At 35.1% G+C, this 20,818-nt stretch carries 16 protein-coding genes; 9 read left to right on the top strand and 7 right to left on the bottom strand.

What is annotated here, in order from left to right; translation table 11 throughout:
* The first annotated feature begins 62 nt into the window (after positions 1 to 62).
* From AC1Q51_RS22935 to AC1Q51_RS22925, 3 genes are read left to right on the top strand one after another with little or no spacing between them, the layout of a single operon-like run.
* Positions 63 to 1,253 carry a glycine C-acetyltransferase gene (locus tag AC1Q51_RS22935; protein WP_000095906.1) on the top strand — a complete coding sequence of 397 codons (1,191 nt, stop codon included), beginning with the start codon at positions 63 to 65 and terminating at the stop codon, positions 1,251 to 1,253.
* Positions 1,254 to 1,297: 44 nt separating this feature from the next.
* Positions 1,298 to 2,263, top strand: coding sequence for an L-threonine 3-dehydrogenase (locus AC1Q51_RS22930; protein ID WP_016083557.1), 966 nt, complete (start codon positions 1,298 to 1,300; stop codon positions 2,261 to 2,263).
* A 59-nt stretch (positions 2,264 to 2,322) separates the two neighbouring features.
* A complete protein-coding gene (locus tag AC1Q51_RS22925; protein WP_069354954.1) occupies positions 2,323 to 2,745 on the top strand; it encodes an NUDIX hydrolase in 423 nt (140 codons plus the stop codon).
* Between the two features lie 37 nt (positions 2,746 to 2,782).
* Here the strand turns inward: AC1Q51_RS22925 and AC1Q51_RS22920 are convergent, their stop codons facing one another.
* From AC1Q51_RS22920 to AC1Q51_RS22910, 3 genes are all read right to left on the bottom strand, one after another.
* Positions 2,783 to 4,666 (bottom strand): vWA domain-containing protein, encoded by a 1,884-nt coding sequence (locus tag AC1Q51_RS22920; RefSeq protein WP_492331736.1) that lies wholly within the window; start codon positions 4,664 to 4,666, stop codon positions 2,783 to 2,785.
* Positions 4,667 to 4,669: 3 nt separating this feature from the next.
* The gene (locus AC1Q51_RS22915; protein WP_000892988.1) at positions 4,670 to 5,563 is read right to left on the bottom strand and encodes an ATP-binding protein; all 894 of its coding nucleotides are present in this window, start codon (positions 5,561 to 5,563) and stop codon (positions 4,670 to 4,672) included.
* Positions 5,564 to 5,690: 127 nt separating this feature from the next.
* Positions 5,691 to 7,220, bottom strand: coding sequence for a cardiolipin synthase (locus AC1Q51_RS22910; protein ID WP_098235149.1), 1,530 nt, complete (start codon positions 7,218 to 7,220; stop codon positions 5,691 to 5,693).
* Between the two features lie 214 nt (positions 7,221 to 7,434).
* On the opposite strand from AC1Q51_RS22910, the gene AC1Q51_RS22905 reads away from it, so the two are divergent.
* Together AC1Q51_RS22905 and AC1Q51_RS22900 are read left to right on the top strand one after the other, a co-directional pair.
* The gene (locus AC1Q51_RS22905; RefSeq protein ID WP_001106379.1) at positions 7,435 to 7,788 is read left to right on the top strand and encodes a hypothetical protein; all 354 of its coding nucleotides are present in this window, start codon (positions 7,435 to 7,437) and stop codon (positions 7,786 to 7,788) included.
* A gap of 480 nt (positions 7,789 to 8,268) precedes the next feature.
* Positions 8,269 to 9,972 carry a putative bifunctional diguanylate cyclase/phosphodiesterase gene (locus AC1Q51_RS22900; protein ID WP_064532017.1) on the top strand — a complete coding sequence of 568 codons (1,704 nt, stop codon included), beginning with the start codon at positions 8,269 to 8,271 and terminating at the stop codon, positions 9,970 to 9,972.
* A 31-nt stretch (positions 9,973 to 10,003) separates the two neighbouring features.
* On the opposite strand, the gene AC1Q51_RS22895 is transcribed toward AC1Q51_RS22900, so the two are convergent.
* Positions 10,004 to 11,401 (bottom strand): amino acid permease, encoded by a 1,398-nt coding sequence (locus AC1Q51_RS22895; RefSeq protein ID WP_000448446.1) that lies wholly within the window; start codon positions 11,399 to 11,401, stop codon positions 10,004 to 10,006.
* 449 nt (positions 11,402 to 11,850) lie between these two features.
* Here AC1Q51_RS22895 and treR point away from each other — a divergent pair, with 449 nt between their 5' ends.
* The 3 genes from treR to treC all read left to right on the top strand — a co-directional run bounded on the left by treR (position 11,851) and on the right by treC (position 15,804).
* Positions 11,851 to 12,561, top strand: coding sequence for a trehalose operon repressor (gene treR / locus AC1Q51_RS22890; RefSeq protein ID WP_053565260.1), 711 nt, complete (start codon positions 11,851 to 11,853; stop codon positions 12,559 to 12,561).
* Positions 12,562 to 12,701: 140 nt separating this feature from the next.
* The gene (treP, locus tag AC1Q51_RS22885) at positions 12,702 to 14,129 is read left to right on the top strand and encodes a PTS system trehalose-specific EIIBC component (RefSeq protein WP_000513942.1); all 1,428 of its coding nucleotides are present in this window, start codon (positions 12,702 to 12,704) and stop codon (positions 14,127 to 14,129) included.
* A 13-nt stretch (positions 14,130 to 14,142) separates the two neighbouring features.
* Positions 14,143 to 15,804, top strand: a complete 1,662-nt coding sequence (treC, locus tag AC1Q51_RS22880) for an alpha,alpha-phosphotrehalase (protein WP_492331735.1) — start codon at positions 14,143 to 14,145, stop codon at positions 15,802 to 15,804.
* 31 nt (positions 15,805 to 15,835) lie between these two features.
* Here the strand turns inward: treC and AC1Q51_RS22875 are convergent, their stop codons facing one another.
* Genes AC1Q51_RS22875 through gerKA form a run of 3 tightly spaced genes read right to left on the bottom strand, consistent with a single transcriptional unit; the run spans position 15,836 to position 19,530 of the window.
* On the bottom strand, positions 15,836 to 16,960 hold the full coding sequence (locus tag AC1Q51_RS22875) for a Ger(x)C family spore germination protein (RefSeq protein WP_095691421.1): 1,125 nt from the start codon (positions 16,958 to 16,960) through the stop codon (positions 15,836 to 15,838).
* Positions 16,941 to 18,047, bottom strand: coding sequence for a GerAB/ArcD/ProY family transporter (locus AC1Q51_RS22870; RefSeq protein WP_088022957.1), 1,107 nt, complete (start codon positions 18,045 to 18,047; stop codon positions 16,941 to 16,943). Before AC1Q51_RS22870 ends, AC1Q51_RS22875 begins: the two co-directional genes overlap by 20 nt.
* Positions 18,028 to 19,530 (bottom strand): spore germination protein GerKA, encoded by a 1,503-nt coding sequence (gerKA, locus tag AC1Q51_RS22865; protein ID WP_492331734.1) that lies wholly within the window; start codon positions 19,528 to 19,530, stop codon positions 18,028 to 18,030. Before gerKA ends, AC1Q51_RS22870 begins: the two co-directional genes overlap by 20 nt.
* 188 nt (positions 19,531 to 19,718) lie before the next feature.
* Here gerKA and AC1Q51_RS22860 point away from each other — a divergent pair, with 188 nt between their 5' ends.
* Positions 19,719 to 20,690, top strand: coding sequence for a phosphotransferase enzyme family protein (locus AC1Q51_RS22860; RefSeq protein WP_098329626.1), 972 nt, complete (start codon positions 19,719 to 19,721; stop codon positions 20,688 to 20,690).
* Positions 20,691 to 20,818 lie beyond the last annotated feature (128 nt).

The raw sequence follows: 20,818 nt of genomic DNA, 5'->3' as shown, positions 1-20,818 counted from the left end.
AGAGGGATTATTAGAACTATTAAGACAATAATTCGCTTACATGAACGATGGGAGGCTTCACAATGTCTAGTAAAACACTTGCGAAATTTTTAGAAGAAAATTTAGAGGATTTAAAATCAAAGGGGCTTTATAACGTAATTGATCCGCTGGAGAGTTCGAATGGACCAATCATTACAATTGGCGGAAAAGAATATATTAACTTATCTTCAAACAACTATCTTGGATTAGCAACAGATAGCCGTTTGCAAGAAGCAGCAATTGGTGCTATTCATAAGTACGGTGTTGGAGCAGGGGCTGTTCGTACAATTAACGGTACTTTAGATTTGCATATTAAGTTAGAAGAAACAATTGCAAAGTTTAAACATACAGAAGCAGCAATTGCTTATCAATCAGGATTTAACTGTAATATGGCAGCGATTTCAGCTGTTATGGATAAAAATGATGCGATTCTTTCAGACGAATTAAATCATGCATCTATTATTGACGGTAGTCGTCTATCAAAAGCAAAAATTATTGTTTATAAACATTCTGATATGGAAGATTTACGCCAAAAAGCAATCGCGGCGAAAGAATCAGGTCTTTATAATAAATTAATGGTAATTACAGACGGTGTTTTCTCAATGGATGGAGATGTTGCAAAACTACCAGAAATTGTTGAGATTGCAGAAGAGTTAGATTTAATGACATACGTAGATGATGCACACGGTTCAGGTGTACTTGGAAAAGGTGCAGGAACTGTAAAGCACTTCGGTCTTTCTGATAAAGTTGATTTCCAAATTGGTACATTATCAAAAGCAATTGGGGTAATTGGTGGATATGTAGCAGGGAAACAAAACTTAATTGACTGGTTAAAAGTTCGTTCACGTCCATTCTTATTCTCTACAGCATTAACACCAGCTGATGCGGCAGCTTGCATGAGATCAATTGAAATCTTAATGGAAAGCACAGAGTTACATGATCGTCTATGGGAAAACGGTCGCTATTTAAAACAAGGGTTAAAAGAACTTGGCTTTAACATTGGGGAAAGTGAAACGCCAATTACACCTTGTATTATTGGGGACGAAGTATTAACACAAGAATTTAGTAAACGTCTAAATGAAGAAGGCGTATACGCAAAATCTATCGTGTTCCCAACTGTAGCAAAAGGAACAGGTCGTGTTCGTAATATGCCTACAGCAGCTCATACGAAAGAAATGTTAGATGAAGCAATTCGTAAGTATGAAAAAGTAGGGAAAGAAATGGGCATCATTTAAGTAACGACATCTTTTGAATAGCTTGCAAATGAGGAGTGGGGAAAATGAAAAAAATTCTAGTAACCGGTTCTTTAGGGCAAATTGGTTCTGAACTAGTAATGAAACTTCGTGATGTATACGGCGCATCAAATGTTATTGCAACAGATATTCGTGAAACAGACAGTGAAGTAGTAACGTCTGGTCCATTTGAAACGTTAGATGTAACAGATGGACAAAAACTACATGATATCGCAAAGCGTAATGAAGTAGATACAATTATTCATTTAGCAGCTTTACTTTCAGCAACAGCAGAAAAAAATCCGTTATTTGCATGGAATTTAAATATGGGTGGACTTGTAAATGCTCTAGAAGCAGCTCGTGAATTAAACTGTAAGTTCTTCACGCCAAGTTCTATCGGTGCATTCGGTCCATCGACGCCAAAAGATAATACACCGCAAGATACAATTCAGCGTCCTACTACGATGTATGGGGTAAACAAAGTAGCAGGAGAATTACTATGTGATTATTATTATCAAAAGTTTGGTGTAGATACGCGCGGTGTCCGTTTCCCAGGTTTAATTTCTTACGTAGCTCCTCCAGGAGGCGGAACAACTGATTATGCAGTTGAAATTTATTATGAGGCGATTAAAAAAGGTGCATACACCTCATACATTGCTGAAGGAACGTACATGGACATGATGTATATGCCTGATGCTTTACAAGCGATCATTTCATTAATGGAAGCTGATCCAAGTAAGCTAGTGCATAGAAATGCATTTAACATTACAGCAATGAGCTTCGAGCCAGAGCAAATTGCAGCGTCAATTCGTAAACACATTCCGACGTTTACAATGGATTATGCAGTAGATCCAGCTCGTCAAACAATCGCTGATAGCTGGCCAAACTCTATTGACGCAACAGCAGCAATGAAAGAGTGGGGCTTCAAAGCAGAATACGATTTAGATAAAATGACAACTGACATGCTGGCTAAGTTAAAAAAAAAGCTTGCAGCTGAGTTAGTGATGAATTAATAGGAAGAGTCGATTCTTAGGAATCGGCTCTTCATCATTTTTGGAGGGAGAGAAGCCTTATGCAGAGAGTTGATGTCGTATATGCACTAATACATGACGAAGAAACAGATAAAATATTAATGGTACATAATGTAGAACAAAACGTTTGGTCATTGCCAGGCGGGGCTGTGGAAAAAGGTGAAATATTAGAGGAAGCACTAATAAGAGAAGTGAAAGAAGAGACAGGTTTAACTGCTGCGTTAGCTGGACTTGTTGCGATTAATGAAAAATTCTTTGAAGAATCAGGGAATCATGCGCTATTTTTTACATTCCGAGCGAATGTAGTAAAAGGTGAACTTATTGCGGAAGATGAAGGTGAAATTTCTGCAATAGAGTGGGTGGATCGAACAATTGCGAATGAGCGCTTCCCATACTATGACGGAGGATTTGAATCTTTGTTAGAAGTAGCCATTCCATACAAGTTTCAACCAGAAACAAAGTAATTGAACGAAAAAACAGGAGCCACAAGGCTCCTATTTTCTATTCAATCGTCTTCAGTAATAGTTTTTTCAGCAATGGTTTAATCTTCAATCGTAAATCTTCAGCATGATTTGCAACTAAGAAGTGATGGTTATAAATGTTTTTCATCAATTGATAAGTTGCTTCTTTCGCTTCGCCTTCTTCGATGAAGATACCGATTACTTCCATACCACTTTTACGCGCGAGTTTAACAGCTTCATGCGTATCTAAAATTCCGTCTTGTTGATAGTCTAGCGCAGAAGGCTCACCGTCTGTGAAGACTAGTAAGAATTTATGTTTCTCAGGTCTTTTGGCAAGCTTTTCAGAAACGATACGAATAATATATCCGTCGCGGTTATCTTCTTCTTCACGAAGTTGCATAATTTCTGGACCAACGTTTGGTAACGTTGAGTTTTTATAATTTACAACTTCATGGATAACGTTCGGCTTATCTTCAGGTTTAGCGCTAGAGGCATCTTCCCAAAATCCGCTAATAGCGTGCGGGATTTTTAAAGATTTTAAAGCTTCATGGAATAGTACAACACTCTTCTTCGTTTCTTCCATTTTGTTATACATAGAACCAGAACAGTCAACTAACAGTTGGAATGCAACATCGAGTTCTTGTGACTCTTGTCCTTTTTTATAAAACATCCGTGGTTGTTTTTCGGTATAAATACGAAGGAATTTCTTACGAAGTCTTCCGTAATATTTATCACTATTCGCATTCGTTTTATTTTCAATCGTTTTTTCGATAATTTTCTTTAATTCTTTTACATCTTTATTGACGACTGATTTGATAGCTTGGTAATCTTTTTTCTCATCAATATTTACTTTGCGAGCTTCTTTAAATGTATGAGAAGCACCTACATTATACTTCCCATATGCACCGTCGTGCTGGCTAGAAGCGTGTGAAGCCCTTGCTTCTTCTGTATCAGCGCCATCAAAGTTGGATTGTGTACTTTTTTGAGAAGTACCTTGTACAGAACCAAGTGCTTGGTCGCCATCTTCTGATTCACGAGCAGTATCGCCCATCATGTTTGTTTTTGTTCCGCTTTCTAATTCAAAGCGTAAAAAGTTCTCGTTTTCGTTATTTTTATTTTCACGATGCCATGTGGAGAAACTCTCATCCATTTTGTTTTTATTTTCATCGTCATCTATAAGCTGCGTATCATCATTTGCTAAACCTTCGACGCGACAGTTCTTTTCGTCTGCAAGAACAGATAAGTAAAGTGGAGCATGTCCGAAATAGTTGTTAAGCATATCACTTTCAAGAAGCGCCTCTAAGCGATAGCGAATTTTCTCAACGATATACATAATATCTTCTGTATTACGTGCTTGGAATGTTTCATGTAAAATCGCTTCAATTTGCTCAAAATATTCATTATTAAACATTTCATATTTATCGCTCGTTAATGAAAGATAGCATAGGCAAAATAGACGATCACCGTGATAATTACGAACGCGGTTTATTTCATTTTGAGAGCCGAAATAATTGCGGTACATTTCTTTTCGGCGTTTAAAAATATGTTTCGTGCCAGGACGTAAGTTCTTTACGATTTCCTCAACGCGTAAATCTTCTAATAGAACAAATAATTGTGTTAAAAACTTTTTTAGGGGCGATTCTTGCAATTCAATCGCATACGAACGAATTAAAGTCATGTCCGAGTAATGTTTATTACCAAGTGCTTTTAAGAACACTTCGCTTTTTAATCCGATTACTGTATCTTCTTCTTTTCGATCATCCCAAAAGTGACTAATGACAACTTTCTTTTCAATTTCGTCGTAGTATGCTTTATAGCCATATTCAAGATAGGCATCGTCTTCTTTTAGAAGGGCATACATTAAATTTTCCATTTGTAGAAACAGCGACGCATCAATTTTTTTGTCACTAAAAATTTGTCTCATAAATTATCCCTCAAAGAAATAACTTTCTGCTAATTCACGGACAGTCATTTGTTCTGTTTCATCATTAAGTTTTGCAATTATGCTTCGTTCAATAGCGCGCATAACAGGAATATATACACCTAAATCACATGCGTCGATAATACCACGAATACTTGCTGCTTCTTCACTTACACGTCCATCGCGAGCTAAAGGCATAAGGTCGCTTGCAAATGCAACAAACTTTTCAATTGTTGCAACATCATTTAATTTTGATTCTGCTAATAATAGTTCTTTTAATGTGTCACCTTGAATGTAAGGAACTTCAATAATAACGAAACGGTTTTTTAATGCTTCATTTAGTTCACTTGTTCCAACGTAACCTTCGTTAATCGCAGCAATTACACGGTATTCGTCATCACCGTATACAACCTCTTGTGTAAATGGGTTTGTGATCATTTTACGGTAATCTAATGCGCCGTGAAGTAGCGGTAAAGTTTCAGGTTTTGCCATATTGATTTCGTCAATATATAGGAAGTGACCGTTCTTCATTGCTTTCATAAGAGGACCGTTAACGAATGAAACTTCAGATGCACCATCTTTCGTTTGTAGTGTGTTGTATCCTAAAATACCTTCTACATCTAAGTCGACAGAGCAGTTAATGCTATGCATTGGTTTTTGGAATAAAGAAGAAAGAGTTTCCGCTAGTACTGTTTTACCACTACCAGTCGGTCCTTTTAATAGAATGTTCTTGCCAAGAAGAAGTGCTGTAATCGCATCTTCAATAATGCTATTATCAGACGCTTTATATATTTTCGTTCCGATTAAATGTGCATTTTCACCAGCTTCTTGTTTATTCTTTTCATGAATCGTAGAAAGCTGTTGTTTTAAATCAGAATGTATATGAAATTGTTCTAACATGTATTTCCCACCTAACATTATTTTCATAAAGTAATACATCTTATGATAACTTGTTTTAATATGGTATGCAAAGAAAAGGAAGGAGGATAAAGGGAAAAGAAAAAGCAATCAAGATGAAGTTGATTGCTTACAGTAAAGGAGAAATGAGCCTCATGAAAGACTCCAATATGCGTTTTTTTATACTTCTTTTTTGGAAAGAGTTCCATTTAATTTCAGTTGAATGTTTAAAGTCTTCTTCAAAATCACGTTTAATATCGTGAACTGTTTTTGATTCATAAAGTACGCTAATAATTTCGTAATTCAATTCAAAGCTACGTACATCCATGTTTGCTGTTCCAATCGTTGCAATTGTATCATCAACGAGTACAATTTTTGCATGCATAAAACCATCTTTATAACTGTAAATAGAAGCACCAGCTTTTAAAAGCGGAGTGAAATAGGATTGAGATGCTTGATCACTAATGATGCTATCACTTTTACCTGGATATAAAATCCGTACATCTATTCCGGCAATTGCACTTAAGCGTAATAATGTTAAAGTTTCTTGATCTGGAATAAAGTAGGGTGTAGCAATCCAAATTGATTTTTTTGCAGAGCCCATAACAGCTAATAATGTATTACGAATACTTTTATCATCGGAGCTTGGTCCGCTTGCTACGATTTGAACAGCACCTTCTGCATTTGAAATCTCTTTACCTGGGAAGTATTGTCTATTCATGAATTGATCCCAGGAATAAGTATTTAAACCACTAGAGGCATAGAGCCAGTCTTCTAGAAAGATTGCTTGTAATTTATATAATGCTTTTCCTTCTATTTTTAAATGACTATCACGCCAAACAGGAAATTTCTTTGAACGGCCAAGATATTCATCGCCGACATTGAGTCCTCCGGTAAAACCAATTTTCCCATCTACAATAACAATTTTTCGATGGTTACGATAATTGACAGTTTCAAGTAACCAAGCTGAAAAAATAGGGTCAAATTCTACAATTTCAATCCCAGCTTCTTTCATAGGTTGTAAAAATCGTCTTCTTAGCGTGTTACTTCCAAGGCCATCATAAAGGAAGCGTACAATAACACCATCTTTTGCTTTTTGTATTAAAGCATCTCGAACTTTTGTACCAATTTCATCAGATTTATAAATGTAGTATTGAATATGTATATGATGTTTTGCTTGCTCTATAGCTCGCAAAATTTCTGAAAATGTTTGATCTCCGTTTGTTAAAAGTTTTGTATTTGTTTTATCTGCGGCAGGACCGCCCCCAAATTTTTGTATGACTTCTGTTAAATGTAAGGAACGTTCATTTAGTGGGACTGTGAGTAATAACTCTAGTCTTCTTCCTTCTAATATTTCACGGAATAATTTTCTTTGTTCTTCTGAACGATGGAGATGTTTTTTTCTTCTCCAGCGGCTGCGTCCGAAAATAGCGTATAAAAGCACACCTATAATAGGAAGAAGTGCTAATACTAAAAACCATGCTAATGTACTTTGTGGAGATCTATTTTCTATAAAAATAACGAATGAAATTCCTACGATTGTGATGGACCATAGAGCACCGACAAATGTATATAACGAGATATACGATGTATTTAATAGGAACAGAACGATAGATACAATTGTAAATATTAATAGTAATTGAACGATAGGCTTCTTCATTTCTATATAATTCCCCTAATCTTTTTTCAATATAGACTTCTTAAATAGAAGATGTAATATGACATCTTTATTATAAGGTGTTTTGCTTTTTTTACAAAATATAGACATTTCACCTATACTTTCCGCATTTGTCCTACATACAGTGTACTATCCCATTTTTTATCTCACTCTTAACGCATATGAAAATGAAAAAATCGAAAAGGAGCGGAGAAACATGAATTATATAGAAAATAATGGATTGTACTATCGGAATCATCATGGAGGACACAATCATGGTGGGCACAATCATAACGGCGGACATCATCACCATGGAGGACACAATCACTATGATCACCATCATCATCACGGAGGCGGATGGGGCTGGGGTGGTGGTAGTTCATGGGGAGGCGGATTTTTCCCTGGAAGCTTTGCAGGAGGAGTGTTAGGCGGACTGACAGCGGGTGCATTAACAGGTGCAACAAGTGGAGGATATTATCCGGCTCCATATCCAGTAGCTTATCCATCACCATACCCTGTAACGTATCCAATGCCATACCCAGGTTATCAGCAAATACCATATTCGTATTAAACTAAAAAAGAGGCTATCCTCTTTTTTAGTTTAATACGGTATTTATTTATAAAATACTTCCAAAATTAAGGTGAAAATATGTTAATATTTTGTTATTGTAATTCAAAAACATATACATTGATGTAGAGTTTTATATTATTATTCGTGAATAGTTATGTAGTATGTTCTAATTTCTATTTCGTTATTAAAAACAAAGAGATTAGATGTGAGTGGTATTAGTTGGAAACAAGGCTTGCATAGAGCCACTTAAAGGGATTGCAGTATAATAAGGCGCGAAATAATTAGGGAGATGAGAAGCTACTAGTTATAATTGGAACGGTATAATATTGCTTTTTATTACAAATAATATTATGTTATTTTAATCGGTCTATTTAAAAAGATAATTTATGTAATGGGCTAGTATTAGAAAATGAAATATCTCTATTTCTATGAAGAGAAACAGGTTGTGTTTTAGTCAGATAGAAGCAAGGAGAGATGCGCATGCTAGAACAGAGAGGTCATGCATTATATGACTCTTCATTGCGAGATTTAAAGTTAGCATTAGATGAGTCTTCAATTGTTGCAATTACAGATCGAAAAGGTCTTATTACATATGTAAATGATAAATTTTGTGAAATCTCTAAATACAAAAGAGAAGAATTAATTGGAAAAGATCACCGTATTTTAAATTCAGGACATCATCCAAAAACCTTTTTTCAAGACTTATGGAAACGTATTTTGAATGGGAAAGTATGGACAGGTGAGATTCGGAATCGAGCAAAAGATGGTACATATTATTGGGTCAAAACAACAATTGTTCCATTTTTAAATGAAAAAGGAGAGCCATACCAGTTTATCGCAATTCGAAATGATATTAGTAGTAGAAAAGAAGCGGAACATAGATTACGGCTAAGTGAAAGTCGTTATAGGGAACTTGCCTATCACGATGCTTTAACGAGTTTGCCTAACCGTTTACAATTAATAACGACCGTTAATAAATTGATTGCAGATAAAAAAGAATTTGGTATGATTTACTTTGATTTGGACCGTTTTAAATTAGTAAATGATACGTTAGGTCATATGATAGGAGATTTACTTTTAAGCGAAGTTGCTTCAAGGTTGCATTATGTACTAGGAGAGAAAGATGTTCTGGCTAGGCTAGGTGGCGACGAATTTGTGCTGTTAACAAAAAATCATAGACAAGATGATATGAGTCAGTTAGCGACATCTGTGTTGTCATGTTTCCAGGCACCATTTATACTTGAAGGCCATGAAGTATACATTTCAGCTAGTCTAGGACTTTGTTCTTATCCACAAGACGGACAAGATGTGGAAACTTTATTGAAAAACTCTGACTTAGCTATGTATAGTGCAAAAGAACAGGGGAGAAACGCTGCATGTTTCTTTACAGATGAGCTACGCGCGAAAATAAATCGTAGAATGAAAGTTGAGTTTGCTTTGCAAAAGGCAATTCGTGATGAAGAGTTAGATGTAGCATTGCAGCCTATTATTGATTTGAAAACGAAGAGATATTCTGGTATAGAAGCTCTAGTACGTTGTATGACAGAAGACGGACCTATTTCACCAAGCGAATTTATCCCTGTTGCTGAAGAGTCTGGACTTATTATAAAGCTAGGAGACTGGGTATTAGAAAAGTCATGCCGATTGTTTAAAACATTGCCAAATTACCAAGAAGGACTAAAGTTATCTGTGAATTTATCTATACAACAATTAATGCAGAAACGTTTTATTTTGTCTGTACGTAGCATTTTAAAGAGGACTGGTTTTCCTCCGAACCGTTTAATATTAGAAATAACGGAAAGTATTGCAGTTCGCCATTTTGATTATATTATTGCTACATTACAAGAATTAAGAAATATGGGTGTTTTAATTGCTTTGGATGATTTCGGAACTGGCTATTCTTCCTTATATTATTTAAAACAACTACCACTGGATATTGTAAAAATTGATCGTAATTTTATTCGTGAATTTCATTATGATCACGCACAACCAGAACGAACGATTGTAAAATCCGTTATTGAAATTGCTCATAGTTTAAATTTAGCAGTAGTTGCTGAAGGGGTAGAAACAGTAGAGCAAGAGAGTTTGTTACAATCAATGAGCTGTGATTATGTGCAGGGATTTTATTATGCGAAACCTTTATCTGTAGGAGAGCTAAAAGAAAAGTTAATTACAGATTTTTAATAAAAAAGAGAAGCCAGCAGCTTCTCTTTATTTAATCCGTTTTTTGTGAGTCTTTCATTAGTACAGGATAAAGAATAAGACCTAATACGAACAATCCAATTCCTAAGAAGAACGTTTTTAAGTCAGCAGTTCCTGTTTTGATAACCCAAATTGAGTATACAAATGCTAATGTAGTGATGATCCCGTCCTTTATTCGAGAACCAGGCATTATATCATACGTTTCTCCTGTAATAACCAGTTTGAATTGGTACAGAGTAGAAACAAGGTATGGAATTAAATAGGCTAATGTTGCTACGACGATAGCGAAACTATACGCTTCTGAAACAGTACCAGAAATCGTTGAAAATAAGAAGATTTGCGTCATTACATTTGTAATCAATAATGATTTTGAAGGACTACCTTTTTTATTTGTTTTCCCGAAAAACTTAGGGAAAAGTCCATTCTTTGCTGCCTGGTAAGGTACTTCTGAACTAACAACAATCCAGCCAACTGTAGATCCAAATAAAGATATAAGAGCGAGTAAAGCCATTATATATGCACCTTTATTTCCAATTGCTAAATTTAATGCGTCTACTAAAGGTTTTTGAGACTCTTTTAAAGCATCTTGCGGAAGAGCTCCCATTGTAAGTAAAGTAATTGACATGTAAATAAGAAGAGCGATAATTAATCCGAAAATCGTAGCTTTTTTTACATCGCGCTGTGATTTTGCACGATTAGAAAGCATAACTGCTGATTCAATACCGATAAATGCCCAGAGTGTTGCAATAGCAGCTGAATTGATTTGTCCACCTAATGAGATTGATTGTCCAGCTTCATTCATAAAGGTTTGACCATCTCCGAAATTAGAGGCGTTGAAAATGAATAATGTAATTACAATAAACATTGTAAATCCGATAATTTTTGCAATGGTAGCAAGTAGATTCATGTTTCCAGCTCGATCAATATTTTGAGAAAGAATATATTGAATTCCCCACAGCATAAGGCTACATACGAGGAAAGTTAACCCTTTTCCGAGTTCCAGTGAAAATCCATTTATTGAAAAAAGAATTTGCTTACTTTGTAAAACTGGAAAGAATGTTGATAAATATCCAGCAAAGGAAATAATAACAGATGCTGTTGCAGCCCAGTTAGCAGCCCAATATCCCCATGCCATACTATATCCTGCAACTTTACCAGCTTTTTTTGAAGGAAACATCGCTTGAGCATAGCTTTGTGGTCCAGCTTTTAATTCTGGTTTCCGAATCGCTAAATTTCCAAATACAAGTGCAATCATAAATACGCCAAGGCCTGTAATACTCCATGCGAGTGTAGAACCCATTGGCCCTGATACTTGTGCTAAATTTGCTGGAAGCATAAATACGCCACCGCCAACCATATTCCCGATAACAAATGCTGTTAAAACCCATAATCCCCATTTTTTCGTTTCCATTTTTGTTAACTCCTTTGTAGTAAGTTTTGCTTAAACATCATTTTTTACTAGCTTTTTGACAATAAAAAAAGAGCCATGTAGATAAAAAATACCTACATGGCTCTTTGCCTAACGTAGGTACAACGGGAATAACCCTTGTACCTACGCGTAATTTTTCCGCTAGGTTTCAAGGGTTACGTATGATGATGATGTTTTTGTGCAAATGTAACTACAGTTGTTGTATAAGTAAGCATAGTTCTTTGCTCCCTTTCTCCTCTGATTTTGAAGTTAGTATACTACATGTTTTTTTGAATGAAAAGAAAAATATAAAAATTTTTATAAAAATACGTTTTAAAGATTAAATATTTACCTATATTTTTCTTGTACTGGAAAATAAGTGAGAGATTGGCAGAAGAGTGAAGCATGTTATAATACATATAGAATTAGAAGGTGACAAGGGGCTATTGTAGATGATGAGTAAGTATGAACAAATTTATACAGAAATCAGTAAATCTATTGATAATAAACAATTAAAAGAGGGATGCAAAATCCCATCAGAAACAGAATTAATGAAGCAGTATGAGGCAAGCCGAGGAACGGTAAGAAAAGCGGTAGATTTACTGCAAGAGCGTGGATATGTGCAAAAAATTCATGGAAAAGGTGTTTTTGTTTTAAAGCGAAAGAATATTGAATTTAATTTTGGCGGTATTGTAAGTTTCCAAGAAGAAAATGAACGTTTAGGACGTCATTGTATTACAGAAGTTGTGGAAATGGGCAAAGAAAAAGCCACAAAAGAAATTGCGAAATTATTAAATGTAAAAGAAAAAACAGAGATTGACCATATTAAACGTGTACGAAATATTGATGGAGAAAAAGTAATTTTAGATATAAATCATTTTGTATCTGAGTTTATTCCAGGATTAACGAAAGAAATTGCAACAGCATCGATTTATAAATACATCGAGAAAGAGCTTGGGCTACACATTAGTTATTCGCAGAGGGTAATTGAAGTACAGCCATGTACAGAGGATGACAGAAAGTATTTAGATTTAAATGGAACAGACTATGTTGTCGTTGTGAAAAACTTTACACATTTGTATGATGGAAGTCAGTTTGAATATACAGAATCACGCCACCGTTTAGATATTTTTCACTTTTCGGATGTGGCACGCAGGAAGTAAAGAGGTGGAACAAAATATTGTTTCATCTCTTTTTTTATAAAAAAAACACAAACTCGTATATACGAGTGTTGACTAACTTATATATACGAGTTAATATGTAATTGTAAACGGTATCAAAAAAAGAAAAGAGGGACGGGAATATGGGGAAAGACTATCGTAAAACAGCAGAGGAAGTGTTGCAGTATATTGGTGGGAAAGACAATATTGAACAAGCTGCACATTGTGTGACGAGGCTCCGTATCGCTTTAAAAGATGAAAGTAAAATAGATAATGATAAATTACAGTCTGTTTCATTAGTGAAAGGAGCGTTTCATAACGCTGGTATATTTCAAGTTGTAATTGGTCCAGGGGATGTAGATCGTGTTTACGCTGAATTGATAACGCTTGCAGGTATGAAAGAATCGACTGTAGCTGACGTAAAAGACTCTGGAAATCAGAAGTTAAATCCAGCTCAAAAGTTTGTAAAAATATTTTCGGATGTATTTATGCCGATATTACCAGCGATCGTAACGGCTGGTTTACTAATGGGTATTAACAATTTATTAGGGGCAAAGGACTTATTTTTTGATGGGAAAAATTTATTAGATGTTTATCCGAACTTAGGCGGGCTTTGGGATTTAATTAATATGATGGCCAATACAGCATTCGTATTCTTACCAGCACTTGTCGGGTGGTCAGCAACGAAGCGTTTTGGTGGTAGTCCAATACTAGGGATTGTTATGGGATTAATGCTTGTGCACCCGGCCTTATTAAACGCTTGGGACTATGGAAAAGCAGCGACTGGTTTAGAGGGTCAAAAGATTGAGTACTTCAACATTTTAGGACTGTTCCAAATTGAGAAGGTAGGATATCAAGGACAAATTTTACCTGTTTTAGTAGCAGCATTTGTATTAAGTAAAGTGGAAATTTTCTTAAAGAAACATGTACCAAATGCAATTCAATTATTAGTTGTACCAATTACAACAATCGTTGTGACAGGTGTGTTAGCATTAGGAATTATCGGTCCGGTTACACGTCATATTGGAGATTTATTAACAGTAGGATTAGTAGGTGTATATGAAACAGTACCAGTAGTTGGAGCAGTATTATTTGGAGCGTTATATGCACCGCTCGTAATTACAGGTATGCATCATATGTTTATTGCAATTGATTTACAATTGATTGCACAACATGGCGGTACATTTATTTGGCCGATGATCGCTCTTTCTAACATTGCGCAAGGTAGTGCGGCACTTGCGATGTTCTGGATTTCTAAAAATCAAAATGATAAAAGTATGGCATCAACATCAGCCATTTCAGCATACTTCGGTATTACAGAACCAGCGATGTTTGGTGTGAATTTACGAAATAAGTTCCCGTTCTATGCAGCGATTATAGGGTCTGCTGTTGCAGCGATATTCATTACATTAAATGGTGTATTAGCACCTGCTATCGGAATTGGCGGATTGCCAGCATTTATTTCTATCATTCCGAAATCGATTCCAATGTTTATTGTAGGAATGATTATTGCAGTTGTAATCCCATTTACTTTAACATGGTTATTTGCAAAAAGAGTCAAACAGAAGTAGGAGGAAGTTAAACATGAAGGATTGGCATAAAAGTGTAGTCTATCAAATTTATCCGAAGAGCTTTAATAGTTATTACAATAGAGAAACCGGGGATATAAAAGGTGTTACAGAGAAAATAGATTATTTAAAAGAACTCGGAGTGGATTATATATGGTTAACACCGATATACCAATCACCACAAAATGATAATGGATATGATGTAAGTGATTACTACAGCATTGATCCATCTTACGGAACGATGGAAGAGTTTGAAGAACTTTTAGCAGAAGCGAAAGTACGTAACATTGAGATTATGCTTGATATTGTTGTAAATCATAGTTCGACTGAACATAAGTGGTTTAAAGAAGCGAAGGAAGATAAAAATAGTCCATATCGTAATTACTATATTTGGCGTGATGAAAAAAATAATTGGCAGTCTAAGTTTGGTGGATCTGCTTGGAAATATGATGAGAAGACGGAGCAATATTATTTACATTTATTTGATGAAACACAAGCTGATTTAAATTGGGAAAATGAAAAACTTCGTGAAGAAGTATATGATATGATGCGTTTTTGGCTGGATAAAGGAGTAACAGGATTCCGATTAGATGTCATTAACTTAATTTCAAAAGACCAATGCTTCTTAAACGATGAAGGTAGTACTGCGACAAGTGATGGACGCAAGTATTATACAGATGGTCCGCGTGTTCATGAATATTTACAAGAGATGAACCGAAATGTTTTTGCAGGAAAAGATGTAATTACAGTTGGAGAAATGTCATCTACGACAATTGATAATTGTATTAAATATTCTAATCCTGAGCGTAATGAATTAAGCATGACGTTTAGTTTCCATCATTTAAAAGTAGATTATCCGAATGGTGATAAATGGACGAAAGCAGAGTTTGATTTTATTAAATTAAAAGAGATTATGTCTAACTGGCAAATTGAAATGCAAAAAGGCGGAGGATGGAATGCGTTATTTTGGTGTAACCATGACCAGCCTCGCATCGTGTCACGCTTTGGTGATGATGGAAAGTACCGAAACGAATCTGCAAAAATGTTAGCGACAGCCATGCACATGCTGCAAGGAACGCCTTATATTTATCAAGGGGAAGAAATCGGTATGACGAATCCTAAATTTGAGTCCATCGAGCAATATCGTGATGTGGAATCGTTAAATATATACGATATAAAGCTAAAAGAAGGGCTATCAAAAGAAGAGATTATAGGGATTTTAAAGCAAAAATCTCGTGACAACTCGCGCACTCCAATGCAGTGGAATGAAGAGATGAACAGTGGTTTTACAACAAGTACACCTTGGATTTCAGCGGCTGAAAACTTTAAAGAAATAAACGTAGAGAAGGCATTAGAAGATAAAGAGTCCGTATTTTATCATTATAAAAAGTTAATAGAACTTAGAAAAACGTATGATGTAATTACAGAAGGAGAATATGCTATTTTGGATAAAAATGATCCTAAAATTTGGGCATATACTCGTACTACAGGAAGTGAAGTACTACTTGTTATAAATAACTTCTATGGAGAAGAAATAACGTACTCTGTACCAGCGCACGTTCAATTAGATGGAATGAAACAAGAAGTACTACTATCGAATTATAAAGATGCTAGCAAGGATATTGCAAAACTTAACTTAAGACCATATGAATCAATTGTGTATCGATATACGAAATAAAAGGTTGTATGCCGCATGGGCATACAACCTTTTATTTTAGGACACCACTGTACAAAATGTTTACCTCTACCTCAGGTTTGAATTTTACTTTTGCATAATCTTTATTCCAATTTTTCTTCTTCCATAAGTCAGGGTGATAGGCGATAAGGTGTCTGCCGATACCGAAAGCATCACAGTTTGCTTTTTGTAACTTTTTCGTTATCTTTTTAGCTTCTTTCGTAAGTTGTTTAGACAATTCTTTATTTAGTTTTTTTCTTTCATCCATTTTGTAAAGATTATCTCTCGGAGCTTCAAGCGCTATAACTTTTAGTTGGAGCTTAATGTGAGCATAAACATTTCCTTTTTTATCTGTTGTTATTTTTAAGTCTCGTTTTAACTTTCGATTGCTTACTTCAATTGTAAGATAGTCAGATGTACTAGATGAATCGTTATTTGTAAGTTTTTGGGTTATGCGAGCGCTTTTCCCCATTTTATCAGTTAGTAATACGAAGAGTACCGATTGGCGTAAAGGTAAAAGTCCAGTTAATTTATCCTTGTTAAATAAAGCTATCCCATTGGTTACAACTTCTTTTCCTTTTAGCTTTATAGATGGGAGGGTGAAATCTTTTCCGGGATCTAACATTTTTGTAGCGGCCGTTTCTAAAGTTTCCTCTGGAAATATACTCATGTCTTCTAAACTCTGTACTTTTTTCTTTAAAAAGTCTCCAATTAATAAATTTCCTACCTTCTTTTGGGCAAGTATTTTATCCGTTTCCCCATCTACTGATATAAGTTTTACTAATGCGGTTGGATTTGTTGGGTCTCTAAATCCAACGTCTAAATAAGGGAGTATGCCTTTCTTTTGGATTTTCGTTCCCAATAGTTCTACTCCATATTTAAAATAACGAATATTACCAGTAACGTTTTTTCTCAAAGAATCACTTGTATCACGTATGTTATAGCCAGTTGCTGAATGTACTTCATTTTTAAATGAAGATTGATCCCCACTCGAACTCTTTACGAGCTCAATGGTTTGCTGCAGTTTATTTTCTTCTGTAATATCAAAGCCAATACTATAAGCTAATCTCGCATCTCTTAAAGGTTCTTGATCCCAGCAACCAGAAAGAAGTGAGCTAGCGCACAATATGCTACATAATTTAATTGTTTTTTTGTGCATATGGAGCTCCTTTCTTATTTCTGAATAAGGAATAGAGAAGAAATAAAAAAGGTAGAATTACTATAAAAATATAGGTGAATTTATCAGTAAATGTAGCAAGTACTTTAAGCTCCTCAGGTGTATCTATAAATAAGGCTACACTAAAAGCAATAATACCAACGATTGGAACAGCTTTTTTATGATTAGCAAGATTGAATATATGTCCAATTCCTATTGAAGCAGCACAATAATAACTAGCGATGGAGGCTACAACAGTTATCATCCAAATTGGAATGAAAATTAGGTCTGTTCGGTCTATAATCCCAATGTGGAGAGAGCGTAATAAGTAAGCAACTGGTTCCGGAATAAGCTCAACTTGTTTTGGACTAAATACAATAAAGCAAATCCAAACGGTAAAAGTGTAAAAAAGAGTTACAAATCCATTAGCGATAGAAATGGCCTTTAGCCGTGCAACAGGATTCCCATTTACTTTTGGAAAAGCGATCAGAATAATTTCAAAACCATACATAGCTGTAATGGTTTCCTTTGAAGCTTGAATAATATTCCACCATCCGGCTTCTGTAATTGGAAAAATATAAGAAAAATCAGCTCGTGAAAACCCTAGTGCAATTAAAAGAGCCATGGGCAAAATGAGAATAGAAGCCATGACATAAAATCTTACAATTACTTTAAATGTATTATAGGCTACATAGCAGCAAGCTATTGTAAATAGTATGAGAATTGCAGACCAAGGGGTTGCTTGCAAAACCCATACTTTAATGACATTACAAGCATTTAACATAACGGTCATACCGATAAGTGTAAAATAAAAAACATAAGCAAAGCCTAATAGTTTTCCAAACTTATTACCAAATAGCATACAAACACTTTCATACATATCTGCATCAGGAAATCGTTTTAAGAAAAGCCACATAAGTAAAATAATAAGCTGAATCGCAAACCCAGCGATGAGAGCAGAAATCCATCCGCCACCTTTTGCTATTGGGTGAAGACGGTTAGGTAAAGAAAGTATACCGACCCCAATTTGGCATTGAATAACGAAAAAGGTAAATTGAACAAGTGAAATTTTACTTTGCGTGTTTGTCACCGTCCTCATCCTCTCTCGTTACATGTTGGCGTTGCATTTTTTTCGGTTTTGGATCATGTGGTCGTTCCCAAAATGACCAAATTGGTAGTCTTACAAAAGAATCTTTCATATCTTTAATCCGCATTGGTGCAACAGGAGAAAGATATGGTGTATGGAAAGAATGAAGCTGACATAGGTGAACGAAAGTTATAATTAGACCGAATGATATTCCTACATATCCAAATATGGCAGCAAGGAGCATTAATGGAAAACGAAGAATTCGAACTGCTGAACTCATATCGTTTGATGGAACGAGAAAAGATGAGATTGCAGTTAAAGCTACAACGATAATCATTGTGTAAGAAACGAGTCCAGCTTTTACAATCGCATCACCAATTACTAAACCACCTACAATACCGATTGTTTGTCCAACTCGGCTTGGCAAGCGAATACCAGCTTCCCGTAATAATTCAAAGATTAATTCCATTAAGAGAGCTTCAAAAATAGGAGGAAGTGGTACTTTCTCTAATGAAGCTTTAATTGTATACACAAGTTCAAGCGGCAATACATCAGGATGAAAGGCTACGGTTGCGATATATATAGCTGGTAAGAGAAAAGCAATTAAGAAACTCACTAAGCGAATCATTCGGACGAAAGATCCAACAATCCAGCGGTTATTATAATCATCTGGTGATTGATAAAAAGCGAATAACGTAACAGGAACAATAAGTGCTGTTGGATCTCCGTCAGATAAAATAGCAACTCGGCCTTCCATTAAATTAGCGACAGTTCTATCTGGTCGCTCTGTATTTAATTGTTGTGGAAATGGTGAGAAAGAATTATCTTCTATAAATTCTTGTATATAACCTGGTGCCATAAGGGAATCGGTTTTTATAGTTTCTAACCTTCTTTTTACTTCAGTAACGAGATCGTCATTAGCTATGTTTTGCATATAAGCAATAGCTACTTTCGTGTGCATTTCTTCACCGAGTGTAAAATATTTAACAACTACATTTGGACTCTTAATGAGTTTACGAATAGAGGCTAAATTCGTTGCTAAATCTTCTACAAAACCAGTATGCGGTCCACGTACAATACCTTCATTATCAGGCTCTGCTATATCTCTCTTTAAAGATAAGGCTGTTTCGAAAATACAAAAACTGTCGACGTGTTCATGAAAATATAAGGATTTACCTTGTAATAAAAGTTGTATCCCATAATTTAAATTCGTTTCTTTTTTCATATTTAACGTAGAAAAAGCTTTATCTAAAGATAAATCTGATCGCGTTAATAATGGCTCAAGGACTAACTGATGAATTAGATTTGGATCTGCTAAAGATTCGATATATAAGATTGTTCCTTTTCCGTTTTGAAAAGGGAGATCTAATTTTTTTATATCATCAGAATGAGAAAGTTTATTTTCAATGTAATTAATGTTCTCCGGAAGTGATGGAAACATATGCTTTTGGTTTTTACTCTCTTGTTGTTCTTTTTGCTCTGTCATAATTTCCACCTCTCTTAAAGTGCAATTGTTTCTGTTAATTTTTGTCGTTTGTGAGAAATTTATGCTTGAATTATTTTAAAAAAAGAGGATTGAAGGTTACGTTACATTGTCTTTTGTGCATTATTCAATTTCATAGCAGTACTTCTAACATTTGTGTCGAATTAAGAAGATATATAGGAGGGATATATATGGAAATAGCTGTAGAACGTGTTTTTACGAAAGAGATTTTAAAAAGAGCAGCGAATTTGTTTCATGTAACAGTGGAAGAAAAGCCACTTGGAGATTTTGAGAATTATATTTTTAAGGCGAAGGGTGATAATGATGAAGATTACGTATTACGTTTAACACATTCTTCTCATCGTTCTAAACAAGAGGTAGAGGCTGAACTAGATTTTTTACGATATGTTGCGGAGAATGGGGCAAAGGTAGCAGGACCTCTTTATTCAACGTCTCGAAATCTCGTAGAAGAAATCGTAGCAGAGGATGGGACATTCTTTTTCGCTTCTTTATTTACATATGCAAAAGGTGAGCCAGTAAAAGGAGCAGAATCGCCTTATTGGGGAGATGCTTATTTTGAAGCGTGGGGAAAAGCGATTGGGCAACTGCATCGCCTTACAATGGAATATCCTAAAACAGACTACCGTGATACGTGGGAAGAAGACGAAAGTGGAATTGTTAATGAATTAGAAGATGGTCAAGTGAAAGAGATTGCAGCGGTATTAATGGATGAAATTAAGGCTCTTCCAGTTGAAAGAGAAACGTTCGGTCTTATGCATGGTGATATCCATCAAGGTAATTTTCATTATGATGGTAAAGAGCTAACAATCTTTGATTTTGATGATGCAGCTTATAATTACTTTATACATGATTTAGCGATGGTTCTATACTACTCTGTTCTATTTACACCGTGGACAGCAGAAGAGAAGACAGATTTTGCTCGTAAACAGTTACAAGTGTTAAGAAAAGGATACGAATATGAGCATAGTTTGGAGGGTAGTTGGTATGAATCGTTACCACTATTTTTACGCTTACGTGATATAGGTTTATATGGAACGCTTCAAAAGAAGTTTAAAGGGAAAGATATGCCTGATAACTTCTTGAAATTATCAGAAGAGCTATACGAAAGAATTATTAAAAGAGAAGCAATTGTGAATATATAATACATTTAGTTCAAAACAAAGTATATAAAACAAATATATACTTTGTTTTTTTATACAAAAATATGTTTACTTTATTAAAATAATATTGTCCTGGATTCGGTATACACTTATAATTTTATATATATTCT

The organism is Bacillus sp. MT94 (assembly GCF_058792475.1).
This window is presented reverse-complemented; position numbering and strand designations above follow the sequence as displayed.

Excerpts from the sequence above, each read along its gene's own strand:
- AC1Q51_RS22935 (WP_000095906.1), top strand. The coding sequence starts at position 63 with ATGTCTAGTAAAACACTTGCGAAATTTTTAGAAGAAAATTTAGAGGAT.
- AC1Q51_RS22930 (WP_016083557.1), top strand. The coding sequence starts at position 1,298 with ATGAAAAAAATTCTAGTAACCGGTTCTTTAGGGCAAATTGGTTCTGAA.
- AC1Q51_RS22925 (WP_069354954.1), top strand. The coding sequence starts at position 2,323 with ATGCAGAGAGTTGATGTCGTATATGCACTAATACATGACGAAGAAACA.
- AC1Q51_RS22920 (WP_492331736.1), bottom strand. The coding sequence starts at position 4,666 with ATGAGACAAATTTTTAGTGACAAAAAAATTGATGCGTCGCTGTTTCTA.
- AC1Q51_RS22915 (WP_000892988.1), bottom strand. The coding sequence starts at position 5,563 with ATGTTAGAACAATTTCATATACATTCTGATTTAAAACAACAGCTTTCT.
- AC1Q51_RS22910 (WP_098235149.1), bottom strand. The coding sequence starts at position 7,220 with ATGAAGAAGCCTATCGTTCAATTACTATTAATATTTACAATTGTATCT.
- AC1Q51_RS22905 (WP_001106379.1), top strand. The coding sequence starts at position 7,435 with ATGAATTATATAGAAAATAATGGATTGTACTATCGGAATCATCATGGA.
- AC1Q51_RS22900 (WP_064532017.1), top strand. The coding sequence starts at position 8,269 with ATGCTAGAACAGAGAGGTCATGCATTATATGACTCTTCATTGCGAGAT.
- AC1Q51_RS22895 (WP_000448446.1), bottom strand. The coding sequence starts at position 11,401 with ATGGAAACGAAAAAATGGGGATTATGGGTTTTAACAGCATTTGTTATC.
- treR (WP_053565260.1), top strand. The coding sequence starts at position 11,851 with ATGATGAGTAAGTATGAACAAATTTATACAGAAATCAGTAAATCTATT.
- treP (WP_000513942.1), top strand. The coding sequence starts at position 12,702 with ATGGGGAAAGACTATCGTAAAACAGCAGAGGAAGTGTTGCAGTATATT.
- treC (WP_492331735.1), top strand. The coding sequence starts at position 14,143 with ATGAAGGATTGGCATAAAAGTGTAGTCTATCAAATTTATCCGAAGAGC.
- AC1Q51_RS22875 (WP_095691421.1), bottom strand. The coding sequence starts at position 16,960 with ATGCACAAAAAAACAATTAAATTATGTAGCATATTGTGCGCTAGCTCA.
- gerKA (WP_492331734.1), bottom strand. The coding sequence starts at position 19,530 with ATGACAGAGCAAAAAGAACAACAAGAGAGTAAAAACCAAAAGCATATG.
- AC1Q51_RS22860 (WP_098329626.1), top strand. The coding sequence starts at position 19,719 with ATGGAAATAGCTGTAGAACGTGTTTTTACGAAAGAGATTTTAAAAAGA.